Genomic DNA, 24,106 nt, shown 5'->3' on the forward strand with positions numbered 1-24,106 from the left:
CTATGGCAGACACAAGAGACAAGGTTGGCAGGGCCGGCGTTTTTCTGGCTGGAGGGGTATTTAAAACCGCTGTATATATCTTTATTATCGTATTTCTGATCTGGGTTGGAAAATCAGCATATCAGTTTGGCTACGATGTGTTTAACCAGCAGGCTATGAGCCCGGGAGAGGGACAGCAGGTCACGGTAGTCATAAAAGAAGGTGCCTCTGCATATAAAGTAGGCAAGACACTGGAGCAGAAGGGTCTTATCAAGGATGCGCTTGCATTTACCATACAGGAAAGAATGTCCGCATATCACGGACAGATCAAAGCAGGTACATACCTTCTCAGTACAGCTTATACACCGACCAGGATCATTGCAGTGCTGTCAGGAGAAGAGAGCAAGGAAGGATCGAACAGCCAGTGATCGTAGAAGAACGCATGCAGACCTATATCAATTCACTGGATATGGGGAATACTCCATTTCTGCAGGAGTTGGAGACAAAGGCACTTGCAGACCGGGTGCCGATCATCCGGAGAGATATGCAGAGCTTTATGAGGATGCTTCTGGCACTGAAACAACCGAAGCGCATTTTGGAGGTGGGGACTGCCGTAGGCTTCTCCACACTTCTTATGTGTGAGTATGGGCCGGAAGATATGGAAATTGTTACCATAGAGAATTATGAAAAAAGAATTCCTGTCGCAAAGGATAATTTCAGGCGCGCAGGAAGAGAGTCACAGATCACGCTTCTGGAGGGAGATGCCGGAGAGATCCTGAAGAATCTTACCGGAACCTTTGATATGATCTTCATGGACGCAGCCAAGGGCCAATATATCCACTGGCTTCCTGACGTGCTGAGACTGATGAAAGAGGGAAGCGTGCTGGTATCTGACAACGTGCTGCAGGAAGGGGATATTATTGAATCTCATTATCTTGTGGAACGGCGTAACCGTACAATCTATAAAAGAATGAGAGAATATCTCTGGCAGCTGACTCACAGTCCGGTGCTTCGTACATCGGTGCTTCCTCTTGGAGACGGAGCGGCTGTAAGTGTAAAAACAGGAGAACAGGTTTATGAAACGACCAGAACTATTGGTTCCGGCGAGCAGCCTTGAGGTTTTAAAGGTTGCCGTCATATATGGTGCAGATGCTGTTTACATCGGCGGAGAAGCTTTTGGACTTCGTGCAAAGGCTAAGAATTTTTCAAAAGAAGATATGTGTGAGGGAATCGCATTTGCCCATTCCCATGGTGTAAAGGTTTATGTGACAGTAAACATCCTGGCGCATAACCGTGATCTTGAGGGTGTAAGGGAATATCTTCAGGAACTGAAGGAGATCGGACCGGACGCACTGATCATCGCAGATCCGGGAATCTTTATGTATGCAAAGGAAATCTGCCCGGAGATCGAGCGTCACATCAGTACACAGGCAAATAATACCAATTATGAGACTTACCGTTTCTGGTATAACCTTGGTGCCAAACGTGTGGTAAGTGCAAGAGAGCTTTCTCTGGAAGAGATCCGGGAGATCCGGGCACATATTCCGGAGGATATGGAGATTGAAACGTTTATTCACGGCGCCATGTGCATTTCCTATTCCGGAAGATGTCTTCTCAGTAACTTTATGGCAGGAAGAGATGCCAATCAGGGAGCCTGTACCCATCCCTGCAGATGGAAATATTCTGTTGTGGAGGAGAAGCGTCCGGGAGAATACATGCCGGTATTTGAAAATGAGAGAGGAACTTTTATTTTTAATTCCAAGGATCTCTGTATGGTAGAACATATGGAAGATATCCTTACAAGCGGTATTGACAGCCTGAAGATCGAAGGACGTATGAAAACAGCTCTTTATGTGGCAACAGTGGCAAGAACCTACCGCAAAGCCATTGACGACTGTATGGAAAGTCCGGAAAAATATCATGCAAATATGCCGTGGTATCAGGAGCAGATCTCAAACTGTACCTACCGTCAGTTTACCACCGGATTTTTTTACGGAAAGCCGGATGAGAATACCCAGATCTATGACAGCAACACATATGTAAGAGAATACACATATCTTGGATTTGCAGAAGAGATCGATGAGAGAGGTCTGGCAAGACTGACACAGAGAAACAAGTTTTCTGTAGGAGAGACCATCGAGATCATGAAACCGGACGGAAGGAATATTCCGGTCACAGTGGAAGCCATTTATAATGAAGAGGGCGAAGCTATGGAGAGTGCACCACATGCTCAGCAGAGGATCTATGTGAAACTGACTGAGATGCCGGAGGTATTTGATATTCTCCGAAGAGGTGAATGATCCGAAAGGGTGGATAAGAGAGTAAAGGGGAGAACGAAAAGAACGTTCTCCCCTTTACTGATTTTCAGGAAAAAGAGTACGGAGTTTTCGAAGAGCGTTCTTTTCGATACGGGATACATAGGAGCGGCTGATGGAGAGATTTTCAGCAATCTCTCGCTGGGTCAGTGGCTCCTGGCCATTCAAACCGTAGCGGCAGCAGATCACCTGGTATTCCTTTGGGGAGAGTACTGTCCGGATATAACGGAGAAGATAGGAAATGCTGTCCTTTTTGAAACAATCATCCACAACATCAACGGGTGGACTTTCAATGATATCGAGAAGGCTGATCTCGTTGCCTTCCCGGTCTGTGCCGATGGGTTCATAGAGAGAAACTTCTCTGGAACGTTTCCTGCGGGCACGGAACATCATGAGAAGTTCATTGTCAATGCACCGTGCAGCATAAGTAGAAAGCTTGGAAGTCCGGCTGGGATCAAAGGTGGAAATGGCTTTGATCAGACCTATGGTGCCTATGGAGATCAGATCATCCTGATCCTCGTCACATCCCTGATATTTTTTTGCAACATGTGCTACGAGGCGGAGATTGTGTTCGATAAGGATATTTTTTGCTTCCGGATCGCCCCTTTGGAGCTGTAGAAGATAGAACTGCTCTTCCGCAAAAGAAAGCGGTTTCAGAAAGGTTTTCAAGGGTTCACCTCAAAGGGGATTTCCTTATAGCTTATGAGCCGGACGTGCTTTTCGTGCTTTTCCAACAGAAACTTTATAAAAAGGACAGAGGCGAACACCTGTTGCGCCACATTCTGATCTGGTGTATAATCATAAAATACGAGTGACAACAATCAGTGTATATTGATGAGGAGTATATATTTTGAAAAAGAGGATAGAACAGCTTCTTAACGGAAAATTTATTTATGAACAGCCTGAGCTTCTGTTTTCACAGGACCGTATTTTCGCTACGCTGAAGGCAGGAGAGACTACAAAGGATGAGATTTATTTCGGTACCGATGACAACCGCAGGATCAGTGGCTTTGTGACTTCATCTGACCGGAGACTGGTGCCCGGATTTGACCGCTTTTCCGGAACCACAGTGCGCATGCCTTATGGGGTAGATGCAGAGGGAATGAAGCCGGGAGAGAGCTTTGAAGGCTGGCTGTGTTTTACTACCAGTATCGGAGAATATAAGCTGCCGTTCACTGTACAGGTACAGACGGAAGAGGTGAAGAGTGCAGGCAGAAAGGTATCTTCTCTGGAAGAATTTCTGCATATTGCAAAGGAAGATTTCCATGAGGCTTACCGGATCTTTACAGAACGACATTTTTCCCTGATCCTGAGTGATCAGAGTGAGAAGATCCGTTCTCTTTATGCAGGAATGTCACAGCAGCCGGTGACCTATCAGCATCTGGAGGAATTTCTGATCGCAGCCGGTGCCAAGGAAAAGGTGACATTGAGTCTGAACAGAGAAGAGGCGAGTTTTTATGATGTCAGTGAATCTGTTCAGGAATCCCTTTATATCCACAGGAGCGGATGGGGACACTTGCGGGCAGATATTGAGGTAAACGGGGATTTTCTGGAGGCAGGCAAGCATGTGGTCACAGAAGAGGATTTTATCGGAAGTACCTGTGAAATAAACTATGTGATCCGCCAGGAAAAACTGGGAAAAGGAAATCAGTACGGCGAGATCATTGTAAAAACCCCATACCAGAAACTGGTATATCACGTTCTTGTATCCAGAGGAACTGAGAGTGCCGTGAACCTGGATCTTCTGGAAAAACAGTACCGGATATCTCTGATGAAGGAATACCTGGGATATCTCTGTAAAAGAACAGATTTTCAGGCCTGGACAGCCTCTACTCATGAGAAGCTTGACCGTATGGGCGAAAACGGACTGAAATATCCGGAATATCAGCTTCTGGAAGCCTATCTTCTTCATCTGGAAGGAGAAGATGACCAGGCTTCAGAAATCCTTGAGCGTTATCAGAATAAATCCTTTCATCACAATGAACTGGAACTGGCAGGGATTTATCTGTATCTGTGTACACAGACCGGGCTGTACCGGGATAAGGAACAGGCCCTCCGCAAGGTACAGAATTTCCAGATGCAGAAGGAAGACAGCTTTATCCTTCTGAAACTGGTATTTGAAATGGATCATACGCTTTCTCCGTCAAAAAAGATCTTTCTGATGGAGGAACTTTTTGAGCGGGGATGTACAAGTCCTTTTCTGTATCTGGAAGCATGGAACAGTATTTGTGCAGATATGTCTCTGCTGCATCGAATCAATGGGTTCTGGGCCCAGGTATTCCTTTTTGCAGGAAAAGAACAGATGCTGACGGAAGAGCTGGTCATGCGCCTGGCATATCTTTCCGGTTATGAGAAAGCTTTTAACGAAAGTCTGTACCGTGCTATGGCCATGGGATGTGAAGCCTTTCCGTCGGATGATACCGTGGAAGCTATCTGTAAATATATTATGAAGGGAAATCCAAGAAAACCGGAATATTTTCAGTGGTTTTCCGCTGCCGTGGACCGCGGGATCCGGATCACACGGCTGTATGAATATTATGTGGAAACACTGGATACTTCTTATCGGAGAGTCCTGCCGAAACCGCTTTTGATGTATTTTACCTATAACAACAATACTCTCGGTGATTCCAAGCGTGCCTATCTGTATGCATGCATCATTGCAGGGAAGGAACGTGATCCACAGACATACGAAAGTTATCGTGAAAGCATGGAGGAATTTGCTTTCCGTAAGTTACGGGAAGGCCGGATGAATGAAAATTATGCCGCTGTTTATCAGGAATTCATGCGGGAACCATCGGACAGCGAAAAAGCGCAGGTGATCGCCTCCAGAATGTTTACCTGCCGGCTGTATACGGATGATCCGAAGGTCCGCAGTGTGATCGTCCGTCACAGACAGATGAAACAGGAAGAAATCTATCCGTGTATCCATGGGATCGCTTACCCAAGGATCTGCAGCGAAGATGCGGCCGTTGTATTTCAGGATGAAAAACAGAGACGTTATGCTGCTACGGTAGATTATAATCTGACACCACTTTTTGATGATCGTGAGATGGTTCCGGCAGTGTTGGAAAAAGGGGCGGATGAACCGGCTGTGCTTTTGTATTACTGTCAGGGTCAGGAGATCAGTCGTAAGAATCTGGGAATTTTTCAGAAACTGGTCCTTTCACCGGCGTTTACCGATGAATATAAGAGGCTGATCCGCAAAAAGATCCTGGATTATTATCGGGATCACGTGCAGGGAGAAGATCTGGATGCCTGTCTGGAGATGATGGATTATCGGGAATATGCCATGGTCGACCGGAAAACCCTTCTGGAGATCCTGATCCAGAGGGGACTGTTTCCGCAGGCTATGAGCGTGGTGGAAGCATTTGGATTTGAAGGAGTAGAGGAGCGTGCTCTTCTGAAGCTGGTAAGCCGTATGATCATCCGCTGTGACTGTGCGGAGGACGAAGAGCTGATTGCACTTTCCTCTCATGTATACCGGCAGGGAATCTATGATGAAGTGATCCTCATGTATCTGATGAAATTCCGGTTTGGACCTGTGGAGGAACTTCTGGATATCTGGAAAAGTGCCTGTGGGTTTGAGATGGATACCTATAATCTGGAGGAGAGGATCCTTTCTCTTCTGATGTTTAACTGGGATTACCGGTCAGAGGGTGCGGATATCCTGAAAGAATATATCCGTCATTCCGGAAAAGAGAGTGTGATCGGTGCGTATCTGACTCTGATGTCTTACGGAATGTTTGTAAAAGAAATGCCGGAGATGCCTGGACTTAAGGAGTATCTGAAAAATCGCAGAGAAAAGGAGTGGCCCGGAGACCGGATCTGTGACCTGGCCCTTCTGAAGCTGCTTTCCGAAGAAAAAACTTCTGATGAAGAAAATCTGGAAATGGAGGAAAAAATCCTCTCTTCCTGTGTAAAGGACGGAATGATATTTGAGTTTTTCCGGAATCTGGATCAGAGTATCCTGCGACCGTATCAGCTGGATGATAAGACTTTTGTAGAGTATCATACTTCACCGGAGGCTTCGGTCACACTGTATTATTCCCTGGATACAGGTCTTGGAACTGTACCGGACTATAAAAGTGAACCGCTCAAAAATATCTATGAGGGAATTTTTGCCAGAGCATTTACATTGTTTTATGGAGAGACCCTGCGATATTATTTCCAGACAGAAGATGAAACTGGTGTACACAAAACGGAAGAAAAAATACTGACCATGAACCAGAGTAATGACCAGGCATCCAGCAAATATCAGCTGATCAATCAGATACTCTGTGCAAGGAAACTGGAGAAAGACACGGAAGTGAAGGAGAAGCTGGCACAGTATCTCCGGCAGGAACAGTACGTTAATGAAATGTTTGTCATAGAGAAGGAACCGGAAAGATGAATGAAATTCGTGACTTGATCATAGGAATTGATATTGGAAAAGAATACACACAGATCTGTTATTATGACAGAAAAGCAGAAGAAGCCCGTTCTCTTTCCATGAAGGTAGGAGCCAGTCAGTACGAAGCTCCGGGCTGTATCTGCTATCGTACCGATCACGGTGATTACTGCGTAGGCCTGGAAGCAGAGTATTTTGCCAGGGAAAAGGGCGGAATCATGATCGGAAATATTTATGATATCTGTCAGAAGGAAGAAAAGATCCAGGTGGCAGGAGAGGAAAAAGAGCCGGCAGAGCTTCTGGCACATTTTCTAAGGGGAATCCTGAAATTTCTGGGAATCCAGGATATCGTAAAGAATACCCGGTGCCTTTGTATCACATCGCCGGAGCTTAGTACACTTCAGGTACGGAATTATCAGAAGGCCTGCAGCCTTGCAGGTTTTTCCCGTGAGAAATATATGCTTATGGACTATGGCGAGAGCTTTTATTATTATGCGCTGGGACAGAAACGGGAAACCTGGAATCGAAGTGTAGGCTGGTATGCCTTTGCAGGCGATACGGTAACTTTCCGGAAGCTGACCATCAACGGCTCTTCCAGACCGGTGCTTGTAAAACTGGAGGATCCGGTCAGTACAAAGCTTGAACCGGAAGAAGAGATCCGTGATGTGGAATTTTACCGTTTTATCAGTAAGACTCTCGGCAAAGAGCTCTTCTCCAGTGTGCAGATCACGGGAGAAGGATTTGACCAGCAGTGGGCACAGCAGTCTGTAAAGCTCCTGTGTCATCAGGGACGGAAGGTTTTTTACGGAAACAATCTTTTTGCAAAGGGAGCCTGCATAGCCGGTAAGGACAAGCTGGAGGATAAAAAACTCAAAGGTTACCGCTATTTAAGCGATTCGCTGGTGGCTGCGGATGTAGGAATGGATATGCGGGTGATGGGCTCTCCGGCTTACTATCCGCTGATCGAAAGCGGCAGCAACTGGTATGAATGCAGTGCATCCTGCGAGCTGATCCTGGATGATACCAGTGAACTGGTATTTGTGGTAAGTATTCCGGAAGAAACCGAGAAGAAACGTGTGGCCATGGCACTTGAGGGTCTGCCAAAGCGGCCTAATCGGACTTCAAGGCTTTCCCTCACGCTGAAATACGTATCGCCGAGAGACTGTGAGATCACAGTAGAGGATCTGGGCTTTGGCGAAATGTATCCTTCCAGTGGGAAGATCTGGAGGGAACTGGTACGATGGGATGAGCAGGAAGAAAGGAAGCAGGCATGAGCGGATATATTTTATGTCAGGTAAAAAAAGCAGAGAAGCCGTTTTATATCGAAAATATCAGTACCAATATCTATTCTATAGAAGAACTCTGCTATTATCTTTATAACAATCTTTATCTTGTGGACAGCTCATTGATCAGCAGTAAGCTCTGTACCTGGCTGGAGGAAGAACTGGAGCTTCCGAAGCTTGCGGCCAAGCTGAAACCTTATATTGGAAGAGAGGTCGGACTTGAAGAAGTACTGTATCCGATATTTAAAGAGATCAATTATCTGGCTTATGAAGAGCTTAAGACCTTAAACGGGCGCATTGAAGCCAGAAAACGTGAACCTGAAGAAATACGGGAGAAACGCAAAGGTGATGCGCTGATGGAGAATCGGATGTATGTGAATGCACTCCGTGTTTATCAGAAGCTTCTGGAGCATGGCGGGAAAGAAATCACCGGAGAGATGCGTGAAAGGATCCTGCATAATCAGGGATGCGCATACAGTTACCTGTTCCAGATGGATAAGGCGCTGGATTGCTTTTGGAAAGCATGGAAGGAGAATCATTCAGAGAAAGCGATGAAGGTTTATCTTCTGGCCTACCGCAGTGTTCACAGTGAAGAAGAATATAGGAAACGACAGGAAGATCTGAAGACAGATGAAATGGTAAGGCAGGAAATAGACCAGGCTTTGAAAAGCTTTGCCGGTCTCCCGGAGCAGCATATCGCATCCGGAGAAACCGACAGGATCCTGGAGAATCTCACAAGAGAATATCACAGAAGTACAGGCTCTTAAAGCTGTTCAAGAAGTCCCAGCAGGATCTGCCGGGCTTCTTTTTTTGTATATACGGATTCTTCCTCGGACAGGGAACAGAGGTAATCATTCAGGGCCTGTCCGATACTGGTCTCTTTCAGATAGATACAGAGAAAAGTATCTTTTTCGGAAAGAAAGCAGAGAAAAACGGAATAGTCAGACAGAACTTCCAGATGGATCCCGGTTTCAGAAAGTACGGAAGGCTTCAGGATCCTGCATTTTTCATGTCCCATATCTGTATCAAGAAGATGCTTGAGGGCTTTTTTTCGTTCTTCTTTCGGAAGAGGGGTCTGATGGTAGGAATAAGGTCCGTCAAGGAGTCCGGTACGGGCAAATTTCCGGATCCCGCTCAGTGTAAAATAATTGCAGGAAAAGGCAGCTTCTGTAAAAGAAAAGGAAGTCTGGTTCAGAACCGCTGCCAGCTGGGTATAGACCGGATCGGAAAGATCGATATCCCTGTTATCAAACAATGACTGAATAAAGCCCGGACCATAGGACATCAGTGCAAGGCAGGGATGAGATTCCAGTGCAAAATTTGTTGAGATCTTTGTCTGCATGATAGAACCAAAGATATTAAGGATCCTGTCCGGAGAATCCGACTGCAGGAAGAATTGGCTGGAATTCTCAAGAGCCCGTCGGAATTCCTGTTGATATGCGTGGATCGCTTCCGGATTTTCAGTAAAAATACAGGTCATCATATCCGAGGATAACAGTAGCAGCTTTTTTTCTGTGAGTAAGAAAAAAGGAAACAGTTCATAGCTGGAAAACTCTCGGCCTGTCTGAGTATAGTAATAATATGGCTGGTAGCCCACAAAACCTGACAGGATCGGAAGGAGTGTGCAGAGAAAGGTTTCCAGATTCATGTTGTAATCCGGTGAGGCGGACGGGTTCTGGTGAAGCGGCAGGATCTGGATCACCGGTGGCAGTTTCTCATATTTGGGATAAAGATGGGAAAAGATCTGTACAAGAAGCCGGCAGTTGGCCGGAAGGTTGGTACGGATCGTTTCAGAAGAACCGGAAGACAGGATGTCCTCAAAAAGGCTCAGGACCTTCTTTTCCACATCAAGAGAAAAAGTTCCACGGTAAAAGGGAAAGGATGGAAGCCTGAGAAAACCCTCCCGGGAAATGACCTGCTGGGAGCTGATAACACCCAGAAGCTCTTGTATATATTTGCGGTTGTAATATATTTCTTTTCCGATTTTTTCTATTTTATATAATTCCATCAGTTCCCTGCGCTGGGAAGGATTGATCCGGAGGGAATCGCAGAACTGGCGCACAAAATCAATACCGGGAAGACGTTTCCCTGTGATCATACGTTGTAGCGAGGTACGGTCAAGTCCCGAAGAAGCAGATAACTGATAAACGTTTTCTCCTGTATCCTTTAGGTATTCCCGGCATTTGTTGCTGAAATCAGACATAGTAGTACTCCTTTTGGTGCTTATATGACATTATTATACGAAAACAGATCATGAATTGCAATAATTTGTAAAAAAACAAGGCACAATTAGAAGCACATATTGCGTAGGTCTTTCTTTGAAAATAAAATGTTAATATCAGAAAGAGCATGAGGGAGGAAAACACGGCAATGGCAGTGATGACGATCGCGATATGTGATGAAATACGAAAGGATGCACAGAAGCTGTACAGGCAGCTTTCCACACTGGTCCCTGATGCAGAGCTCCTTCTGTATCGGACCAGAGAGAGTCTTCTGAAAGGACTGGCAGAGGGACACAAGATCTGCAATCTGATATTTCTGGGGCTGGATGGTGATCAGGGCAGGAGTCTGGAAACTGTACGGACAATGCGCCTGAAAGGACATTATATCCCGGTTGTGCTGGTGGCAGAGAATGAAAAATTCTATAAAGAAGCATTTGAAGTGTTTGCCTATAACTATCTGGTCAAACCGGTTGAAAGTGGAGAACTGGAACATGTTCTGGTACATATCCTGGAGGTATGCAGGCGTGAAGGCGGAAGAGCGCTGTATTTTCACTACAGGAAACAGGTTTATACACTGCAGCACGATCATCTGGCATATATATCCAGTAGTCTTCACAGTGTGACATTTCATCTTACCGATGGAAAAAAGATCAGCTGCAGAGCCAGGCTGGGGGATTTTTCGGGACAGCTGTCAGACAGCAGCTTTTTGAGATGTCATCAGAGCTTTTGTATTAACATGGAGAAGGTAACTTCACTTAAGAAGAACAGTTTTGTGGTCGGACAGACGGAAATCCCAATTTCCAGAACATATCTGAAAACGGCCAGAAAGAAATACAAAGATTATCTGGCAGAGCAGAAGGTTTGCTCTTGACAGCTCCTTTTGGGTATGTTACTATAACCATACGCTTTCACGTGGTAGAGTGACCATGTGATAAAGAGATAACCGAAAAAAGGAGAATGACCATGAAGAAAAGAACAGTTGCAGTAGTAATGGCGGCAGCGATGACAATAGGAATGATGGTAACAGGAGTGAGTGTACAGGCAGGTGTTGAGGATAAGACCCTGATCGTAGGATTTGATGCTGAATATCCTCCGTTCGGATATAAGGATGATAGCGGAGAATATGTAGGATTTGACCTTGACCTTGCCCAGGAAGTATGTGATAATCTTGGCTGGGAACTTGTTAAGAAGCCTATCAACTGGGATTCCAAGGATATGGAGCTGAACTCCGGAACGATCGACTGTATATGGAATGGATTTACTATCAACGGACGTGAGGATGACTATACATGGAGTGATCCATACATCAACAATGAGCAGGTGATCGTAGTTGCCAAGGATTCCGGAATTGAGAAGCTTGCGGATCTTAAGGGCAAGAACGTAGTGGTACAGGCTGCATCCGCTGCACTGGACGCATTGAACAACGATGACAATAAGGAACTGAAGGACAGCTTTGCATCTCTTACAGAGAATCCGGACTACAACACTGCATTTATGAATATTGATTCCGGAGCTGCAGACGCTGTTGCTGTTGATATCGGTGTTGCTAACTATCAGCTTTCCCAGAGAGGCAAGGATAAATATGTGATCCTTGACGAGCCGATCCAGAACGAGCAGTATGGCATCGGATTCAAGAAGGGAAATGATGAGCTGAAGGATCTCGTATGGGATGAGGTCAAGAAGCTTGACGAGTCCGGTGAGGTTGACAAGCTTGCAGATAAGTATGAACTGGATAAGAGCATGCTCTGCATCAGCGCGGACAAGGATAAGACAGAGAATTCTGATTCAGCAGAAGCTGACACAGAAGAAAGTGCAGACAGCACAGAGAAAGAAACCGATTCTGAATCCAAATGATCCGGTACAGATCCGGCACAGTAAAAGCTGTGAAGATATTTTTTTAAGCTATCCAACAGCAGTAGAAATAAGAAACATAGCAGAAGCTTTTGAAGCTTCCGCATAAAAAGGAAATGAGGGTGCTTCGGCGCAGAAAGAGCTGCCGTACACGCTCATTTCCTGTTGTTTACAGGAATTACAGGTATCAGTCCGATAAATGGGACTGATACTCCGAACCAGGAGGAAAAAAATGAGTTTTAGTGTAATGCTCCAGCAGCTGGCAGGAGGAATGCTGGTCTCTATTGAGATCTTTTTTGTAACCTTGCTGTTTTCTCTGCCGCTGGGACTTCTGATCTGTTTTGGCAGAATGTCCAGAAACAAAGTGATCCGTACCATTGTATCCGGGTACATATCCATCATGAGAGGAACGCCGCTGATGCTGCAGCTGATGGTTGTATATTTCGGCCCTTATTTTATCTTCGGGATCCGTATTTCCATGGGATATAGTCTGATCGCTGTATTTATCGCATTTGCCATCAACTATGCAGCCTACTTTGCAGAAATCTACCGCGGCGGCATTGAATCCATGCCGGTGGGACAGTATGAAGCTGCAAAGATCCTTGGATACAATAAGGTACAGACATTTTTCCGCATCATCCTTCCACAGGTGATCAAGAGGATTTTGCCGTCTATTACGAATGAGGTCATTACGCTGGTCAAGGATACTTCCCTTGCGTTTGTTGTGGCAGTTGCGGAGATGTTTACCATTGCCAAGCAGATCGCAAGTGCACAGACAACAATGATGCCATTTGTGATCGCTGCGATATTTTATTATGTGTTCAACCTGATCGTGGCTGTTGTGATGCAGAAGGTTGAGAAAAGTATGAATTACTACCGCTAACCGGAATGGAGAGTATAAAATATGAAATTATTTGAAATGAAACATATCAAAAAAAGCTTTGACGGACTGGAAGTTCTCAAAGATATCTCTCTTGACGTGGAAGAGGGAGAAGTTTTAAGTATCATCGGTCCTTCCGGTTCCGGCAAGTCAACCATCCTGCGTTGTGCCACAGGACTTGAGACGCCGGACAGCGGCGAGATCATCAAAAACGGTGATGTGGGACTGGTGTTCCAGCAGTTCAATCTGTTTCCGCATTTTTCCGTACTGAAAAATATAGTGGATGCACCTTTGAAGGTGCAGAAGAGAAAGAAAGATGAGGTTTACGCCCAGGCAAGAAGCCTTCTTAAGAAAATGGGCCTTGCAGACAAGGAGAAGGCATATCCTTTTCAGCTTTCCGGAGGACAGCAGCAGCGAGTTTCCATTGCCCGTGCGCTCTGTATGAATCCGAAGATCCTGTTTTTTGATGAACCTACATCTGCACTTGACCCGGAGCTGACCGGTGAGATCCTGAAGGTTATCAAGGATCTTGCTCAGGAGCATATTACCATGGTGATCGTTACTCATGAAATGAATTTTGCAAGAGATATTTCCGACCGTATCATCTTTATGGATAAGGGTGTGATCGCAGTGGAGGGAACGCCGCAGGAGGTATTTTCTTCCGAAAATGGCAGAATGAAGGAATTTTTGGGAAAATTCCATCAGGGTATGGAGTAACAAACGGTTGCTTTTAAAGAGGCAATGTTATATAATTTCAAGAGGCGTGAATTAACCAGAACCGGGCAGATAACGGATCTTTCGCCATTCCGGCCCGGAGGTATGTGATCAGGAGGTAGTAATGAATACAGACAGATATGTTAGCCCGCTGTCAGAGCGGTATGCAAGTAAAGAGATGCAGTATATTTTTTCTCCGGACATGAAGTTCCGCACATGGAGAAAGCTGTGGATCGCACTTGCTGAGACGGAACGTGAGCTTGGCCTTAACATTACCCAGGAGCAGATCGACGAAATGAAGGCTCATGCGGATGATATCAATTATGATGTGGCTAAGGAGCGTGAGCGTCAGGTTCGCCATGATGTAATGTCTCACGTGTATGCGTTTGGCGTACAGTGCCCGAAGGCAAAAGGCATCATCCATCTGGGAGCAACCTCTTGTTATGTAGGAGATAATACGGATATCATCGTTATGACAGAGGCGCTGAAGCTTGTCCGCAAGAAACTTGTGAACGTGGTCGCAGAGCTTTCCAAGTTTGCAGCGAAGTATAAGGACCAGCCAACTCTGGCGTTTACTCATTTCCAGCCGGCACAGCCGACAACCGTAGGTAAGAGAGCAACTCTCTGGACTCAGGAATTCCTGATGGATCTTGAGGACCTTGAGTATGTATTAAGCACTATGAAGCTTCTTGGCTCCAAGGGAACAACCGGTACACAGGCTAGCTTCTTGGAACTTTTTGACGGGGATCAGGAGACCATCGACAAGATCGATCCGATGATCGCAGAGAAGATGGGATTCAGATCCTGTTATCCGGTTTCCGGACAGACCTATTCCAGAAAGGTTGATACCCGTGTGCTGAATATCCTTGCGGGAATCGCTGCAAGTGCACATAAGATGTCCAACGATATCCGTCTTCTTCAGCATCTGAAGGAAGTAGAGGAGCCATTTGAGAAATCCCAGATTGGATCTTCCGCTATGGCATATAAGAGAAATCCGATGAGAAGTGAGAGAATCGCTTCCCTGTCCAGATATGTGATGATCGATGCACTGAACCCGGCGATCACATCTGCAACACAGTGGTTTGAGAGAACTCTGGACGACTCTGCAAACAAACGTCTCAGCGTTCCGGAAGGATTCCTTGCGATCGACGGAATCTTGGATCTCTGCCTCAATGTTGTAGACGGACTGGTTGTTTATCCGAAGGTTATCGAGAAGAGACTGATGTCTGAGCTTCCATTTATGGCAACTGAGAATATCATGATGGATGCAGTTAAGGCAGGCGGAGACCGTCAGGAGCTTCATGAACGTATCCGTGAGCTTTCCATGGAAGCAGGCAAGAACGTGAAGGTAGAGGGTAAAGATAACAATCTTCTTGAGCTGATCGCTGCGGATCCGGCATTTAACCTGACTCTTGAGGATCTTCAGAAATCCATGGATCCGTCCAGATATACAGGACGTGCCAAAGAGCAGACAGAGGCATTTATCGCCAATGTGGTACAGCCGGTTCTGGATGCACATAAGGATCTGCTTGGCGTTAAGGTTGAGATCAACGTATAATTCCAAGATGTTATAAACATTAAGAAATGAACACAGACAGGAATGACGTGTCTCTGTGTATTACAGGCAGAGAACATGTCGTTCCGAATAATAGAGAAAGACACAAGGAGGAAACTGTGTTATGGTAACTGCAGTAGTAGGAGCAAACTGGGGAGATGAAGGTAAAGGCAAGATCACTGACATGCTTGCTGAGAAAGCCGATATCATCGTAAGATTTCAGGGTGGAGCCAATGCGGGCCACACCATCGTAAATGATTACGGTAAATTCGCACTTCATACACTTCCGTCAGGTGTGTTTTACGGACATACAACAAGTGTCATCGGAAACGGTGTTGCACTGAACATTCCGGTATTCTTCAAGGAGTACAACGAAGTAGTAGGCCGTGGAGTACCGGCACCGAAGATCCTGATCTCCAACAGAGCACAGATGGTAATGTCTTACCACATTCTGTTCGATCAGTATGAAGAGGAGCGTCTTGGCGGCAAGGCTTTCGGTTCCACAAAATCCGGAATCGCTCCGTTCTATTCTGACAAATATGCAAAGATCGGCTTCCAGGTAAGTGAGCTTTTTGATGAGGAAGCACTGAAAGAGAAGGTTGTACGTATCTGCGAGACCAAGAACGTAACACTTGAGCATCTCTATCATAAGCCTCTTCTGAAACCGGAAGATATCATGAATGAGCTGATGGAATACAAGAAGATGGTTGAGCCATACGTATGCGACGTATCTCTCTATCTCTGGAATGCACTGAAAGAGGGAAAACAGGTTCTTCTTGAGGGACAGCTCGGAACTCTGAAAGACCCGGATCACGGAATCTATCCGATGGTTACATCCTCTTCCACACTGGCTGCTTATGGTGCCATCGGTGCAGGCCTGCCTCCATATGAGATCAAGAAGGTCGTAACCGTATGCAAAGCTTACTCCAGTGCAGTTGGAGCAGGTGCATTCGTTTCTGAAATCTTCGGCGAGGAAGCAGATGAGCTGAGAAAACGTGGCGGTGACGGTGGTGAGTTCGGTGCTACTACAGGCCGTCCGAGACGTATGGGATGGTTCGACTGTGTTGCATCCAAATACGGATGCCGTCTCCAGGGAGCTACAGACGTTGCTTTTACAGTACTGGATGTTCTGGGATATCTGGATGAGATCCCGGTTTGCACAGGCTATGAGATCGACGGAGAGGTGACAACAGAATTCCCGACAACTGTGCAGCTTGAGAAAGCAAAACCGGTTATTGAGAAGCTTCCGGGATGGAAATGCGATATCCGTGGAATCAAAAAATATGAGGATCTTCCGGAGAACTGCAGAAAATATGTAGAGTTCGTAGAAAAACATATTGGATTCCCGATCACAATGATCTCTAACGGACCAGGAAGAAACGACATCATTTACAGATAATTATTTTTACAGAATCAGGATTATGACAACAGGAAGCGCCGGGGAAGAATTTCTCCGGCGCCCTTTTGTTTCAAAGAGATATTCAGTTAAAATAACAGATAGAATAGCGGATGTATCATGTGAAAGGAAGCTCAATGAAAAATTTTAAAAGAATCGCAGCACTTGCAGGTGTTGTCATATTACTTCTTATATTCTGCCTTCCAATGGCATTTGCCTGGGGAAGCAGTGAAAACGCCCAGGCTTTGTTCCGGGGGGCTTTTGCGGCAGCAGTTCTGGTACCGATCGTAGCGTATGTTTTCTGGATGGCGTACCGGATCTGGGGAAATAAGAAGCCGAGAGAGGATGAAAACCGTATGATCGAGAATATTATTTTTGATGTGGGAAATGTGCTGATGGGCTATGACTGGGAAGAGTATCTTCGGAGCTATGACTTCCCGGAAGAAAAGTATCAGAAAATCGCAGATGCAGTATTTCGAAACCCGATCTGGGAGGAACAGGACCGTGGACAGCATGAGGAGTCCTGGTATGTAGATAAATTTGTGGAAAGTGCACCGGAATATGAAGCAGATATCCGTGAGGTGGTACGACGTGATCCGGAGTGTATGCATCTGTATGATTATGCGGAAACCTGGGTGAAATATCTCAAAAATCAGGGATATCATCTCTATGTCCTTTCCAACTACGGAACTTATATGCTGGATCGTACAAAGCAGGATATGTCTTTTCTGAAATATATGGACGGAGTGGTATTTTCCTGTGATGTGCAGCAGATCAAGCCTGAGGTGGATATTTACAAAACACTTCTGAAGCGTTACAGCCTGAAACCGGAGAAATCGGTATTTCTGGATGATCGTGCCGTGAACTGTGAGGGAGCCGGAAAAGCCGGTATCCATACCATTCAGTTTGAGAATCTGAAGCAGGCGGCGAAGGCGCTTGAGAAGCTTGGTGTGAAATGACCTTCAGTGTGAAAAGAGAAACGCAGAGGACCTGCACCATCGCGAAGCCCTCTGCATTTTAAAGGGGAGGATATGATAAGTATATCCCGGAACGGCATCTGTTATACAGAAAATATATAAGATTTATTCCCTGTTCTTCTTCCGGTATTCACCAGGAGTCATTCCATATGCTTTTTTAAAAGTACGCATAAAATGTTCCGGACTTTCATATCCTACAAGTTCGCAGATCGCAAGATTGCTGAGAGATGTTTCGCGCAGGGCGCGGCATGCCTGGTCCAGCTTGATATCCCGGATGATCTGCAAAAACGTGCGCCCGGTACTCTCTCTGATCAGAGTACTGAAGTGAGAAATACTGTAGCCAAAATGCCTCGCAGCGTCACGTAAAGTGACGCTTTGATAGTTGCAGTTCAGGTAGTTTAGGATTTCCGTCACAGACTTCCCGGTGCTGTTCTTTGTAAGGATGGATTCAATATCATTTTCGTGAAAACGCAGCAGCATGGCCCAGAACATGACCAGCATGGAGTTGAGAAAGGTGCAGCTGTATTTGGCGTGGCCGAGATATTCGATATAGAGATTTTCCAGCATGTCATGGATCTGTGCATCATTTCCACTGTGAAAGATCAGATAATTTCCCACGGTCTTGCGGTACAGCACATGGGCAAAAAACTGCGTCAGGGCACTGTCTGCCGTCAGTGACTGGAAGAATGTGGACTGAAAGGTGGAGCTACGTACCAGAATATTAAAAGCAACACTGTCATCAAAGATCCCCACACTGTGAGTGGTATGCGGTGGGATGATACAGATATCTCCGGTATGCAAAGTGTGTTCAATCCCCTGTATCGTAGTGTGGGCAGTTCCGTCATACAGACAGAGAATCTCAAAAAATTCATGTTCATGGGGAAAAACAGGGGTATAGCGGTAATGCTTGGAAAGCACGATATTGCCATTTATATCATGAAAAAGATCGGTTTCTTTCATATAGGGATACCAGGCTTCGGTCTGAAGCTCCGGTACATAAAGCCGGTGTTCATAAATCTTTTTACGGTCCAGTGTCAGGCAATATTCATGAAAAGTCTCCGGATGTTCCTTCTCCTGCAGATAAAGTGTCTTATAAAAAGTCTCATCGTCGTTGTAGGAATAAATATATTTCTGAAATTCTTCTCTGGTAAGCTTCATGACTGTCCTCTTTCCATGTAACTTTTTCATAACAGGTGAGTAAAGTATATCATAATCACCCAAAAAAACATCAGTGTTTTATAAAAAAAATCACAATTGGAAGAAAAAGTGAAAAAGTGTATAGTAATGCAGAAAGAATCATCGAAGAACTGGATGAAAGGAGAATATCCATATAATGGCAGAGGTAAGTATTGATCTTAATATGGTCCGTGTGACCAATGAGGATTTTGTAAAAAAAGCAGAAGCATGTACACCGGAGTTACTGAAAACGGTAGTTCATCCGGTTTCTATTGTAGACATCGTAAAAACAGAGGAGGTCTATCCGGAGGTTCACAAAAAGGATGAGATCAAAAATCTTTCAGGCTATCATCTTGCAAAGGGAGACAAGATCTGTCTGGATTTTGGAGATCATCAGGTAGGATACGTGACCCTGAAGCTGAACTCTGTAGGAAGTCCTCAGGACGCACCGGCATTTTTTAGATTGAAGTTCGGAGAGATCGCCAAGGAGATGACCGAGGATTCTGCAGACTATGACGGATGGATCAGCAGAAGCTGGATACAGGAAGAATTTATCCATATCGATGTTCTTCCGGCAGAACTGAAGCTTCCGAGAAGATATGCCTTCCGTTATATGGAGATCGAAGCTATAGACACTTCCATGAAATGGCAGATGGTAGTGGAAGATGTATTCTGTACCAGTGTTTCTTCTGTCAGAATGGAAGATGTGAAGCCGGTGGAAAGTGAGGATGAAGTGATCCGCAGACTGGATCGTGTCAGTCTTCGTACCCTGCAAAACTGCATGCAGACCGTATTTGAGGACGGCCCCAAGAGAGACCGCCGTCTGTGGCTTGGAGATTTAAGACTTCAGGCGCTTGCAAATTATGAGACATTCCACAACATGGAGCTGGTAAAAAGATGCCTGTATCTGTTTGCAGGCCAGACAAAGGACAATGGACAGGTAAGTGCCTGCCTTTTCACAGAACCGAAATTTATTGTGGATGATACCTTCCTTCTGGATTACTCTATGTTCTTCGGAGCAGCCCTCTGTGACTACTACGAAGCATCCGGTGACAAGGAGGCCTTAAAGGATTTAAGTGCCTGTGCATACCGTCAGATGGAGATCGCAAAAGAGCAGTTCGATGAAAACGGACTTATGAAAAACGGAGATGGTTTCTGGGGCTTTATCGACTGGACAGAGGGTCTGAACAAACAGAGTGCAATGCAGGGTGTTTATATCTACTGTGCGAAGAAAGTACAGAAGATCGCAGAACTTCTCGGAGATATGGAAAAAGCAGAAGAACTGAAAAAAGAGGCTGAGGCAAAAACAGCGTCTGCAAAAAAATATCTTTTTGATGAAGAGAGCGGGCTGTTCGTCAGTGGCGACGAAAAACAGATCAACTATGCAAGTCAGGTATGGATGATCCTGGCGGAAGCAGTCAGCGGCGAAGAAGGAGCAGAAATACTGGATCGTCTGGTGGAACTGAAGCCGGAAAAGGGAATGGTTTCTCCGTATATGAACCATCATTTTGTGGAAGCACTTCTGCTGTGTGGTAAAAAAGACCAGGCAATGAAATATATGAAATATTACTGGGGCGGAATGATAAACCACGGTGCGGATACATTCTGGGAGCTTTATAATCCTGAAAATCCTGCAGAATCTCCATATGGAAGCAGCATTGTCAACAGTTACTGCCACGCATGGAGCTGCACTCCGACTTATCTTCTCAGAAAATATTTTAACTGAAGCAGGTAAGTCCCCTGCGGGGGGGCGCGAATTTATGCGATCAGCATAAATTCTGTGCATCGCGAAGCGTGTTATTGAGAACGGAGTGAACAGTAACTCAGTGTGATAAAATAACTCGGATATGAAACAGATATATTTGATTTCTTCGCCAAAAGATGATATAATAAGTAGAAATTGCGAAGCGGAATATAAATCTCCGTCTTATTTATCTAAAATTTTGGAAAAGAGGATCAGACAATGAGCGATATGACAATTCTTGAGCAGTGGCGTTCCATTGCTTATAATCAGAATGCAGATAAGAATAAGCTTCAGCGCTTCTGGGCAAATTATTTTAACATTGAAAAGAATATTTATGAGCAGCTTCTTGAGAACCCGGATGAGGTTGTTTCCGGAACTGTAAAAGAGCTTGCTGAGAAATACGGTCAGGATGTTATGACTATGGTTGGTTTCCTTGACGGAATCAATGACAGTCTGAAGGTTCCGAACCCGATCGAGACCATGGATGAGAATACCAAGGTAAACCTTGCATTTGATAAAGAGGCACTCTATAAGAACATGGTAGATGCCAAGGCTGACTGGCTTTACAACCTTCCTCAGTGGGACAAGATCTTCACAGAAGAGAAAAAGAAAACTCTCTACATGGAGCAGAAGAAATCCGGCACAGTTGTGAAACCGCACAAGGTCGGAAGAAACGATCCGTGCCCATGCGGAAGCGGCAAGAAATACAAACACTGCTGCGGAAGATAATGAGCGTAAAGAAGAATCTGGATTACATTATCGTGTTAGGTGCCCATGTGGACGGAACACGGATGACACTTGCCCTTCTGGAACGAGCCAGAAGGGCTCTTCTTTATCTTGAAGAAAATCCGGGGACGAAAGCAGTGCTCTCCGGAGGAAAAGGTGATGGAGAAAATATTTCCGAGGCAGAGGCTATGTATCGCTATCTTACCGGTCACGGAATAGACGGGGACAGACTGATACGGGAAGAGGAATCCACCAGTACGAAAGAGAATTTGGAATTCAGCTGCAGAAAGATTGGAAACACAGACTGTTCCGTAGGCGTGGTGACGAACAATTTTCATGTATGGAGGGGCGCGGCCATTGCGAGAAAATGTGGCTTTCGGGAAGTGATAATGGTACCTTCCCGGTATCGAAGCTGGCGTCTTTTTATCTACATTCCCCGTGAGATTCTGGCCATTATCAAAGATAAACTCATGGGAAATCTGTAGATCTGTGCGAGAAGAGAAATCTCAAAAATTTTGTCAACATGAGTTGACAAATAAAAATGCTGCGCTTATAATGAACCACAGAAAAAGAAATAAAAAACACGCTGACGAGACGAGTAAGCTGTGAAACGTTACAGAGAGAGATGTGAAGTGCTGGAAACATCTTATCGGGAAACAGCCGAAGACTACCTCTGAGTGGCCCCAATCCGGTCCGGTGATTCCGTTATCATCATAATTGAGAGGCTTTGTATCCTGGCATGACCGGGCAGCAGAGCAAGCAGGGTGGAACCGCGAGAATGAATGAACTCGTCCCTTACAGTATGTGATGTACTGTGAGGGATTTTTTTATTGCAGAATCTCTTGCAAAAGCAGACACATGCTGTGTATCATAGAAACTTCATTTAAAATGAAAGGAGAAAAAAACAATGATCATTACATTAAAAGACGGCTCAAAAAAAGAATACGCAGAAGCAAAATCTGTGATCGATATCGCCTATGACATCAGCGAAGGTCTCGCACGTGCAGCATGTGCAGGAGAGGTAAACGGAGAGGTTGTAGATCTTCGTACCGTTCTTGACAGTGACTGTGAACTGAACATCCTCACAGCAAAAGACGAGAAGGGCCTTGCAGTTCTCCGCCATACAGCATCTCACGTAATGGCACAGGCTGTACAGAACTTATACCCGGAGGCAAAGGTTGCCATCGGACCATCCATTGATACAGGCTTCTACTATGATTTCGACCACGAGCCATTTTCCCGTGAGGATCTTGACGCCATTGAGAAAGAGATGAAAAAGATCATCAAAAAAGGCGCAAAGATCGAGCGTTTCACAAAATCCCGTGAAGATGCCATCGCATACTTCAAAGAGAAAAATGAGCCATACAAGATTGAACTGATCGAGGATCTTCCTGAGGGAGAAGAGATTTCCTTTTATTCACAGGGAGACTGGACAGACCTTTGTGCAGGCCCGCACCTGATGAGTGTAAAAGGTATCAAGGCATTCAAGCTTCTTTCTTCTTCCAGCGCATACTGGAGAGGCAGCGAGAAGAATGCAATGCTCACACGTATCTACGGAACTGCCTATGCTACAAAGGATGAGCTGAAAGAGCATCTGGAGCAGATGGAAGAGGCAAAGAGACGTGACCATAACAAGCTTGGTCGTGAGATGAAGATCTTCACAACTGTAGATGTGATCGGACAGGGACTTCCGCTTATCATGCCAAACGGTGTGATCATGATGCAGGAGCTGCAGAGATGGATCGAGGATGAGGAGACAAAACGTGGCTATGTAAGAACAAAGACTCCTCTTATGGCAAAGAGCGATCTTTACAAGATCTCCGGACACTGGGATCATTACAAGGACGGTATGTTCGTACTTGGTGATGAGGAGAAGGACAAAGAGGTTTACGCACTTCGTCCGATGACATGCCCGTTCCAGTACTATGTATACAAAGCAGAGCAGCACAGCTATCGTGATCTGCCGATCCGTCTCGGCGAAACTTCCACACTGTTCCGTAATGAGGATTCCGGTGAGATGCACGGCCTGACACGAGTTCGTCAGTTTACGATCTCTGAGGGTCATCTGATCGTAAGACCGGATCAGATGGTAAAAGAGTTCAAAGATTGTATCGCACTTGCCCAGTACTGTCTCCAGGTACTTGGTGTTGAGGAGGATGTAACCTATCATCTTTCCAAATGGGATCCGAAAAATAAAGAGAAATACATCGGTGAGCCGGAAGTATGGGAGGAGACAGAAGGTCATATCCGCCAGATGCTGAACGAGCTGAATATTCCGTTTACAGAGGATGTAGGAGAGGCTGCTTTCTACGGACCGAAGGTTGATATCAACGCAAAGAACGTATACGGAAAAGAAGACACCATGATCACGATCCAGTGGGATGCACTTCTTGCAGAGCAGTTTGATATGTACTATATCGATGAGAATGGCGACAAACAGCGTCCGTACATCATCCACCGTACATCCATGGGATGCTATGAGAGAACACTGGCATGGCTCATTGAGAAATACGCAGGAATGTTCCCGACATGGCTTTGCCCTGAGCAGGTTCGTGTGATCCCAATCTCCGAGAAGTACAACGATTATGCACAGAAGGTTGAAGCTCAGATGAGAGAAGCAGGAATCCGCTGCTCTGTAGACGGACGTTCCGAGAAGATGGGATACAAGATCCGTGAGGCACGTCTTGAGAGAGTACCTTACATGCTTATCGTTGGAGCAAAAGAGGAAGAAGAGGGTAAGGTTTCCGTAAGAAGCCGTTATCTTGGCGATGAGGGAATGAAAGATCTTGGTGAGTTCATCAGTTTCATCAAGGAAGAGATTAAGAACAAAACAATCCGTAAGATTGAGGTTCAGGAAGAGAAGAAATAAGAAAAATAGATGATCAATAGATAAATAAAAGG

The 24,106-nt window shown here is 45.4% G+C and carries 20 protein-coding genes; 17 read left to right on the top strand and 3 right to left on the bottom strand.

What is annotated here, in order from left to right; genetic code table 11:
- The first annotated feature begins 2 nt into the window (after positions 1-2).
- The 3 genes from EYS05_RS11435 to EYS05_RS11445 are packed head-to-tail and all read left to right on the top strand — an operon-like array spanning position 3 to position 2,279.
- The gene (locus tag EYS05_RS11435; RefSeq protein WP_015527091.1) at positions 3-407 is read left to right on the top strand and encodes an endolytic transglycosylase MltG; all 405 of its coding nucleotides are present in this window, start codon (positions 3-5) and stop codon (positions 405-407) included.
- The gene (locus tag EYS05_RS11440) at positions 404-1,096 is read left to right on the top strand and encodes an O-methyltransferase (protein WP_021652340.1); all 693 of its coding nucleotides are present in this window, start codon (positions 404-406) and stop codon (positions 1,094-1,096) included. The genes EYS05_RS11435 and EYS05_RS11440 overlap by 4 nt, the downstream gene beginning before the upstream one ends.
- Complete coding sequence (locus tag EYS05_RS11445; RefSeq protein WP_015527092.1) at positions 1,056-2,279, top strand: peptidase U32 family protein; 1,224 nt, start codon at positions 1,056-1,058, stop codon at positions 2,277-2,279. Before EYS05_RS11440 ends, EYS05_RS11445 begins: the two co-directional genes overlap by 41 nt.
- 54 nt (positions 2,280-2,333) lie before the next feature.
- Here EYS05_RS11445 and sigK read toward each other — a convergent pair whose 3' ends face one another.
- Complete coding sequence (sigK, locus tag EYS05_RS11450; protein WP_092071291.1) at positions 2,334-2,963, bottom strand: RNA polymerase sporulation sigma factor SigK; 630 nt, start codon at positions 2,961-2,963, stop codon at positions 2,334-2,336.
- Between the two features lie 181 nt (positions 2,964-3,144).
- On the opposite strand from sigK, the gene EYS05_RS17695 reads away from it, so the two are divergent.
- The 3 genes from EYS05_RS17695 to EYS05_RS11465 are packed head-to-tail and all read left to right on the top strand — an operon-like array spanning position 3,145 to position 8,731.
- Positions 3,145-6,684, top strand: a complete 3,540-nt coding sequence (locus tag EYS05_RS17695; protein WP_242872597.1) for a DUF5717 family protein — start codon at positions 3,145-3,147, stop codon at positions 6,682-6,684.
- On the top strand, positions 6,681-7,955 hold the full coding sequence (locus EYS05_RS11460) for a DUF5716 family protein (protein ID WP_110102495.1): 1,275 nt from the start codon (positions 6,681-6,683) through the stop codon (positions 7,953-7,955). The genes EYS05_RS17695 and EYS05_RS11460 overlap by 4 nt, the downstream gene beginning before the upstream one ends.
- Positions 7,952-8,731 carry a hypothetical protein gene (locus EYS05_RS11465; RefSeq protein ID WP_138277203.1) on the top strand — a complete coding sequence of 260 codons (780 nt, stop codon included), beginning with the start codon at positions 7,952-7,954 and terminating at the stop codon, positions 8,729-8,731. Before EYS05_RS11460 ends, EYS05_RS11465 begins: the two co-directional genes overlap by 4 nt.
- Here the strand turns inward: EYS05_RS11465 and EYS05_RS11470 are convergent.
- Complete coding sequence (locus EYS05_RS11470) at positions 8,728-10,167, bottom strand: helix-turn-helix domain-containing protein (protein WP_138277204.1); 1,440 nt, start codon at positions 10,165-10,167, stop codon at positions 8,728-8,730. The genes EYS05_RS11465 and EYS05_RS11470 overlap by 4 nt on opposite strands.
- A 167-nt stretch (positions 10,168-10,334) precedes the next feature.
- Here EYS05_RS11470 and EYS05_RS11475 point away from each other — a divergent pair, with 167 nt between their 5' ends.
- From EYS05_RS11475 to EYS05_RS11505, 7 genes are all read left to right on the top strand, one after another.
- Positions 10,335-11,057 carry a LytR/AlgR family response regulator transcription factor gene (locus EYS05_RS11475; RefSeq protein WP_158293330.1) on the top strand — a complete coding sequence of 241 codons (723 nt, stop codon included), beginning with the start codon at positions 10,335-10,337 and terminating at the stop codon, positions 11,055-11,057.
- 92 nt (positions 11,058-11,149) lie between these two features.
- Positions 11,150-12,040, top strand: coding sequence for an amino acid ABC transporter substrate-binding protein (locus EYS05_RS11480; RefSeq protein ID WP_138277206.1), 891 nt, complete (start codon positions 11,150-11,152; stop codon positions 12,038-12,040).
- Positions 12,041-12,269: 229 nt separating this feature from the next.
- The gene (locus EYS05_RS11485; RefSeq protein WP_022426149.1) at positions 12,270-12,920 is read left to right on the top strand and encodes an amino acid ABC transporter permease; all 651 of its coding nucleotides are present in this window, start codon (positions 12,270-12,272) and stop codon (positions 12,918-12,920) included.
- 21 nt (positions 12,921-12,941) lie between these two features.
- Positions 12,942-13,634: an amino acid ABC transporter ATP-binding protein gene (locus tag EYS05_RS11490; RefSeq protein ID WP_021652351.1), complete on the top strand. Its 693-nt coding sequence runs from the start codon at positions 12,942-12,944 to the stop codon at positions 13,632-13,634.
- 121 nt (positions 13,635-13,755) lie between these two features.
- A complete protein-coding gene (gene purB / locus EYS05_RS11495) occupies positions 13,756-15,189 on the top strand; it encodes an adenylosuccinate lyase (protein WP_138277207.1) in 1,434 nt (477 codons plus the stop codon).
- A gap of 121 nt (positions 15,190-15,310) precedes the next feature.
- On the top strand, positions 15,311-16,585 hold the full coding sequence (locus EYS05_RS11500; RefSeq protein ID WP_022426147.1) for an adenylosuccinate synthase: 1,275 nt from the start codon (positions 15,311-15,313) through the stop codon (positions 16,583-16,585).
- A 134-nt stretch (positions 16,586-16,719) separates the two neighbouring features.
- The gene (locus tag EYS05_RS11505) at positions 16,720-17,541 is read left to right on the top strand and encodes an HAD-IA family hydrolase (protein WP_015527102.1); all 822 of its coding nucleotides are present in this window, start codon (positions 16,720-16,722) and stop codon (positions 17,539-17,541) included.
- 123 nt (positions 17,542-17,664) lie between these two features.
- Here the strand turns inward: EYS05_RS11505 and EYS05_RS11510 are convergent, their stop codons facing one another.
- Positions 17,665-18,717: a helix-turn-helix transcriptional regulator gene (locus tag EYS05_RS11510; RefSeq protein ID WP_158293331.1), complete on the bottom strand. Its 1,053-nt coding sequence runs from the start codon at positions 18,715-18,717 to the stop codon at positions 17,665-17,667.
- 175 nt (positions 18,718-18,892) lie between these two features.
- On the opposite strand from EYS05_RS11510, the gene EYS05_RS11515 reads away from it, so the two are divergent.
- The 4 genes from EYS05_RS11515 (at position 18,893) to thrS (ending at position 24,074) form a co-directional block, all read left to right on the top strand.
- Positions 18,893-20,461 (top strand): alpha-L-rhamnosidase-related protein, encoded by a 1,569-nt coding sequence (locus tag EYS05_RS11515; protein ID WP_138277209.1) that lies wholly within the window; start codon positions 18,893-18,895, stop codon positions 20,459-20,461.
- Positions 20,462-20,698: 237 nt separating this feature from the next.
- Positions 20,699-21,208: an SEC-C metal-binding domain-containing protein gene (locus EYS05_RS11520; protein WP_110102484.1), complete on the top strand. Its 510-nt coding sequence runs from the start codon at positions 20,699-20,701 to the stop codon at positions 21,206-21,208.
- Positions 21,208-21,690, top strand: a complete 483-nt coding sequence (locus EYS05_RS11525) for a YdcF family protein (protein WP_118513106.1) — start codon at positions 21,208-21,210, stop codon at positions 21,688-21,690. The genes EYS05_RS11520 and EYS05_RS11525 overlap by 1 nt, the downstream gene beginning before the upstream one ends.
- Before the next feature lie 422 nt (positions 21,691-22,112).
- The gene (gene thrS, locus EYS05_RS11530; RefSeq protein ID WP_118513107.1) at positions 22,113-24,074 is read left to right on the top strand and encodes a threonine--tRNA ligase; all 1,962 of its coding nucleotides are present in this window, start codon (positions 22,113-22,115) and stop codon (positions 24,072-24,074) included.
- Positions 24,075-24,106 lie beyond the last annotated feature (32 nt).

It is taken from the genome of Blautia sp. SC05B48 (assembly GCF_005848555.1).
In the GTDB taxonomy this organism is placed as follows: Bacteria; Bacillota; Clostridia; order Lachnospirales; family Lachnospiraceae; genus Blautia_A.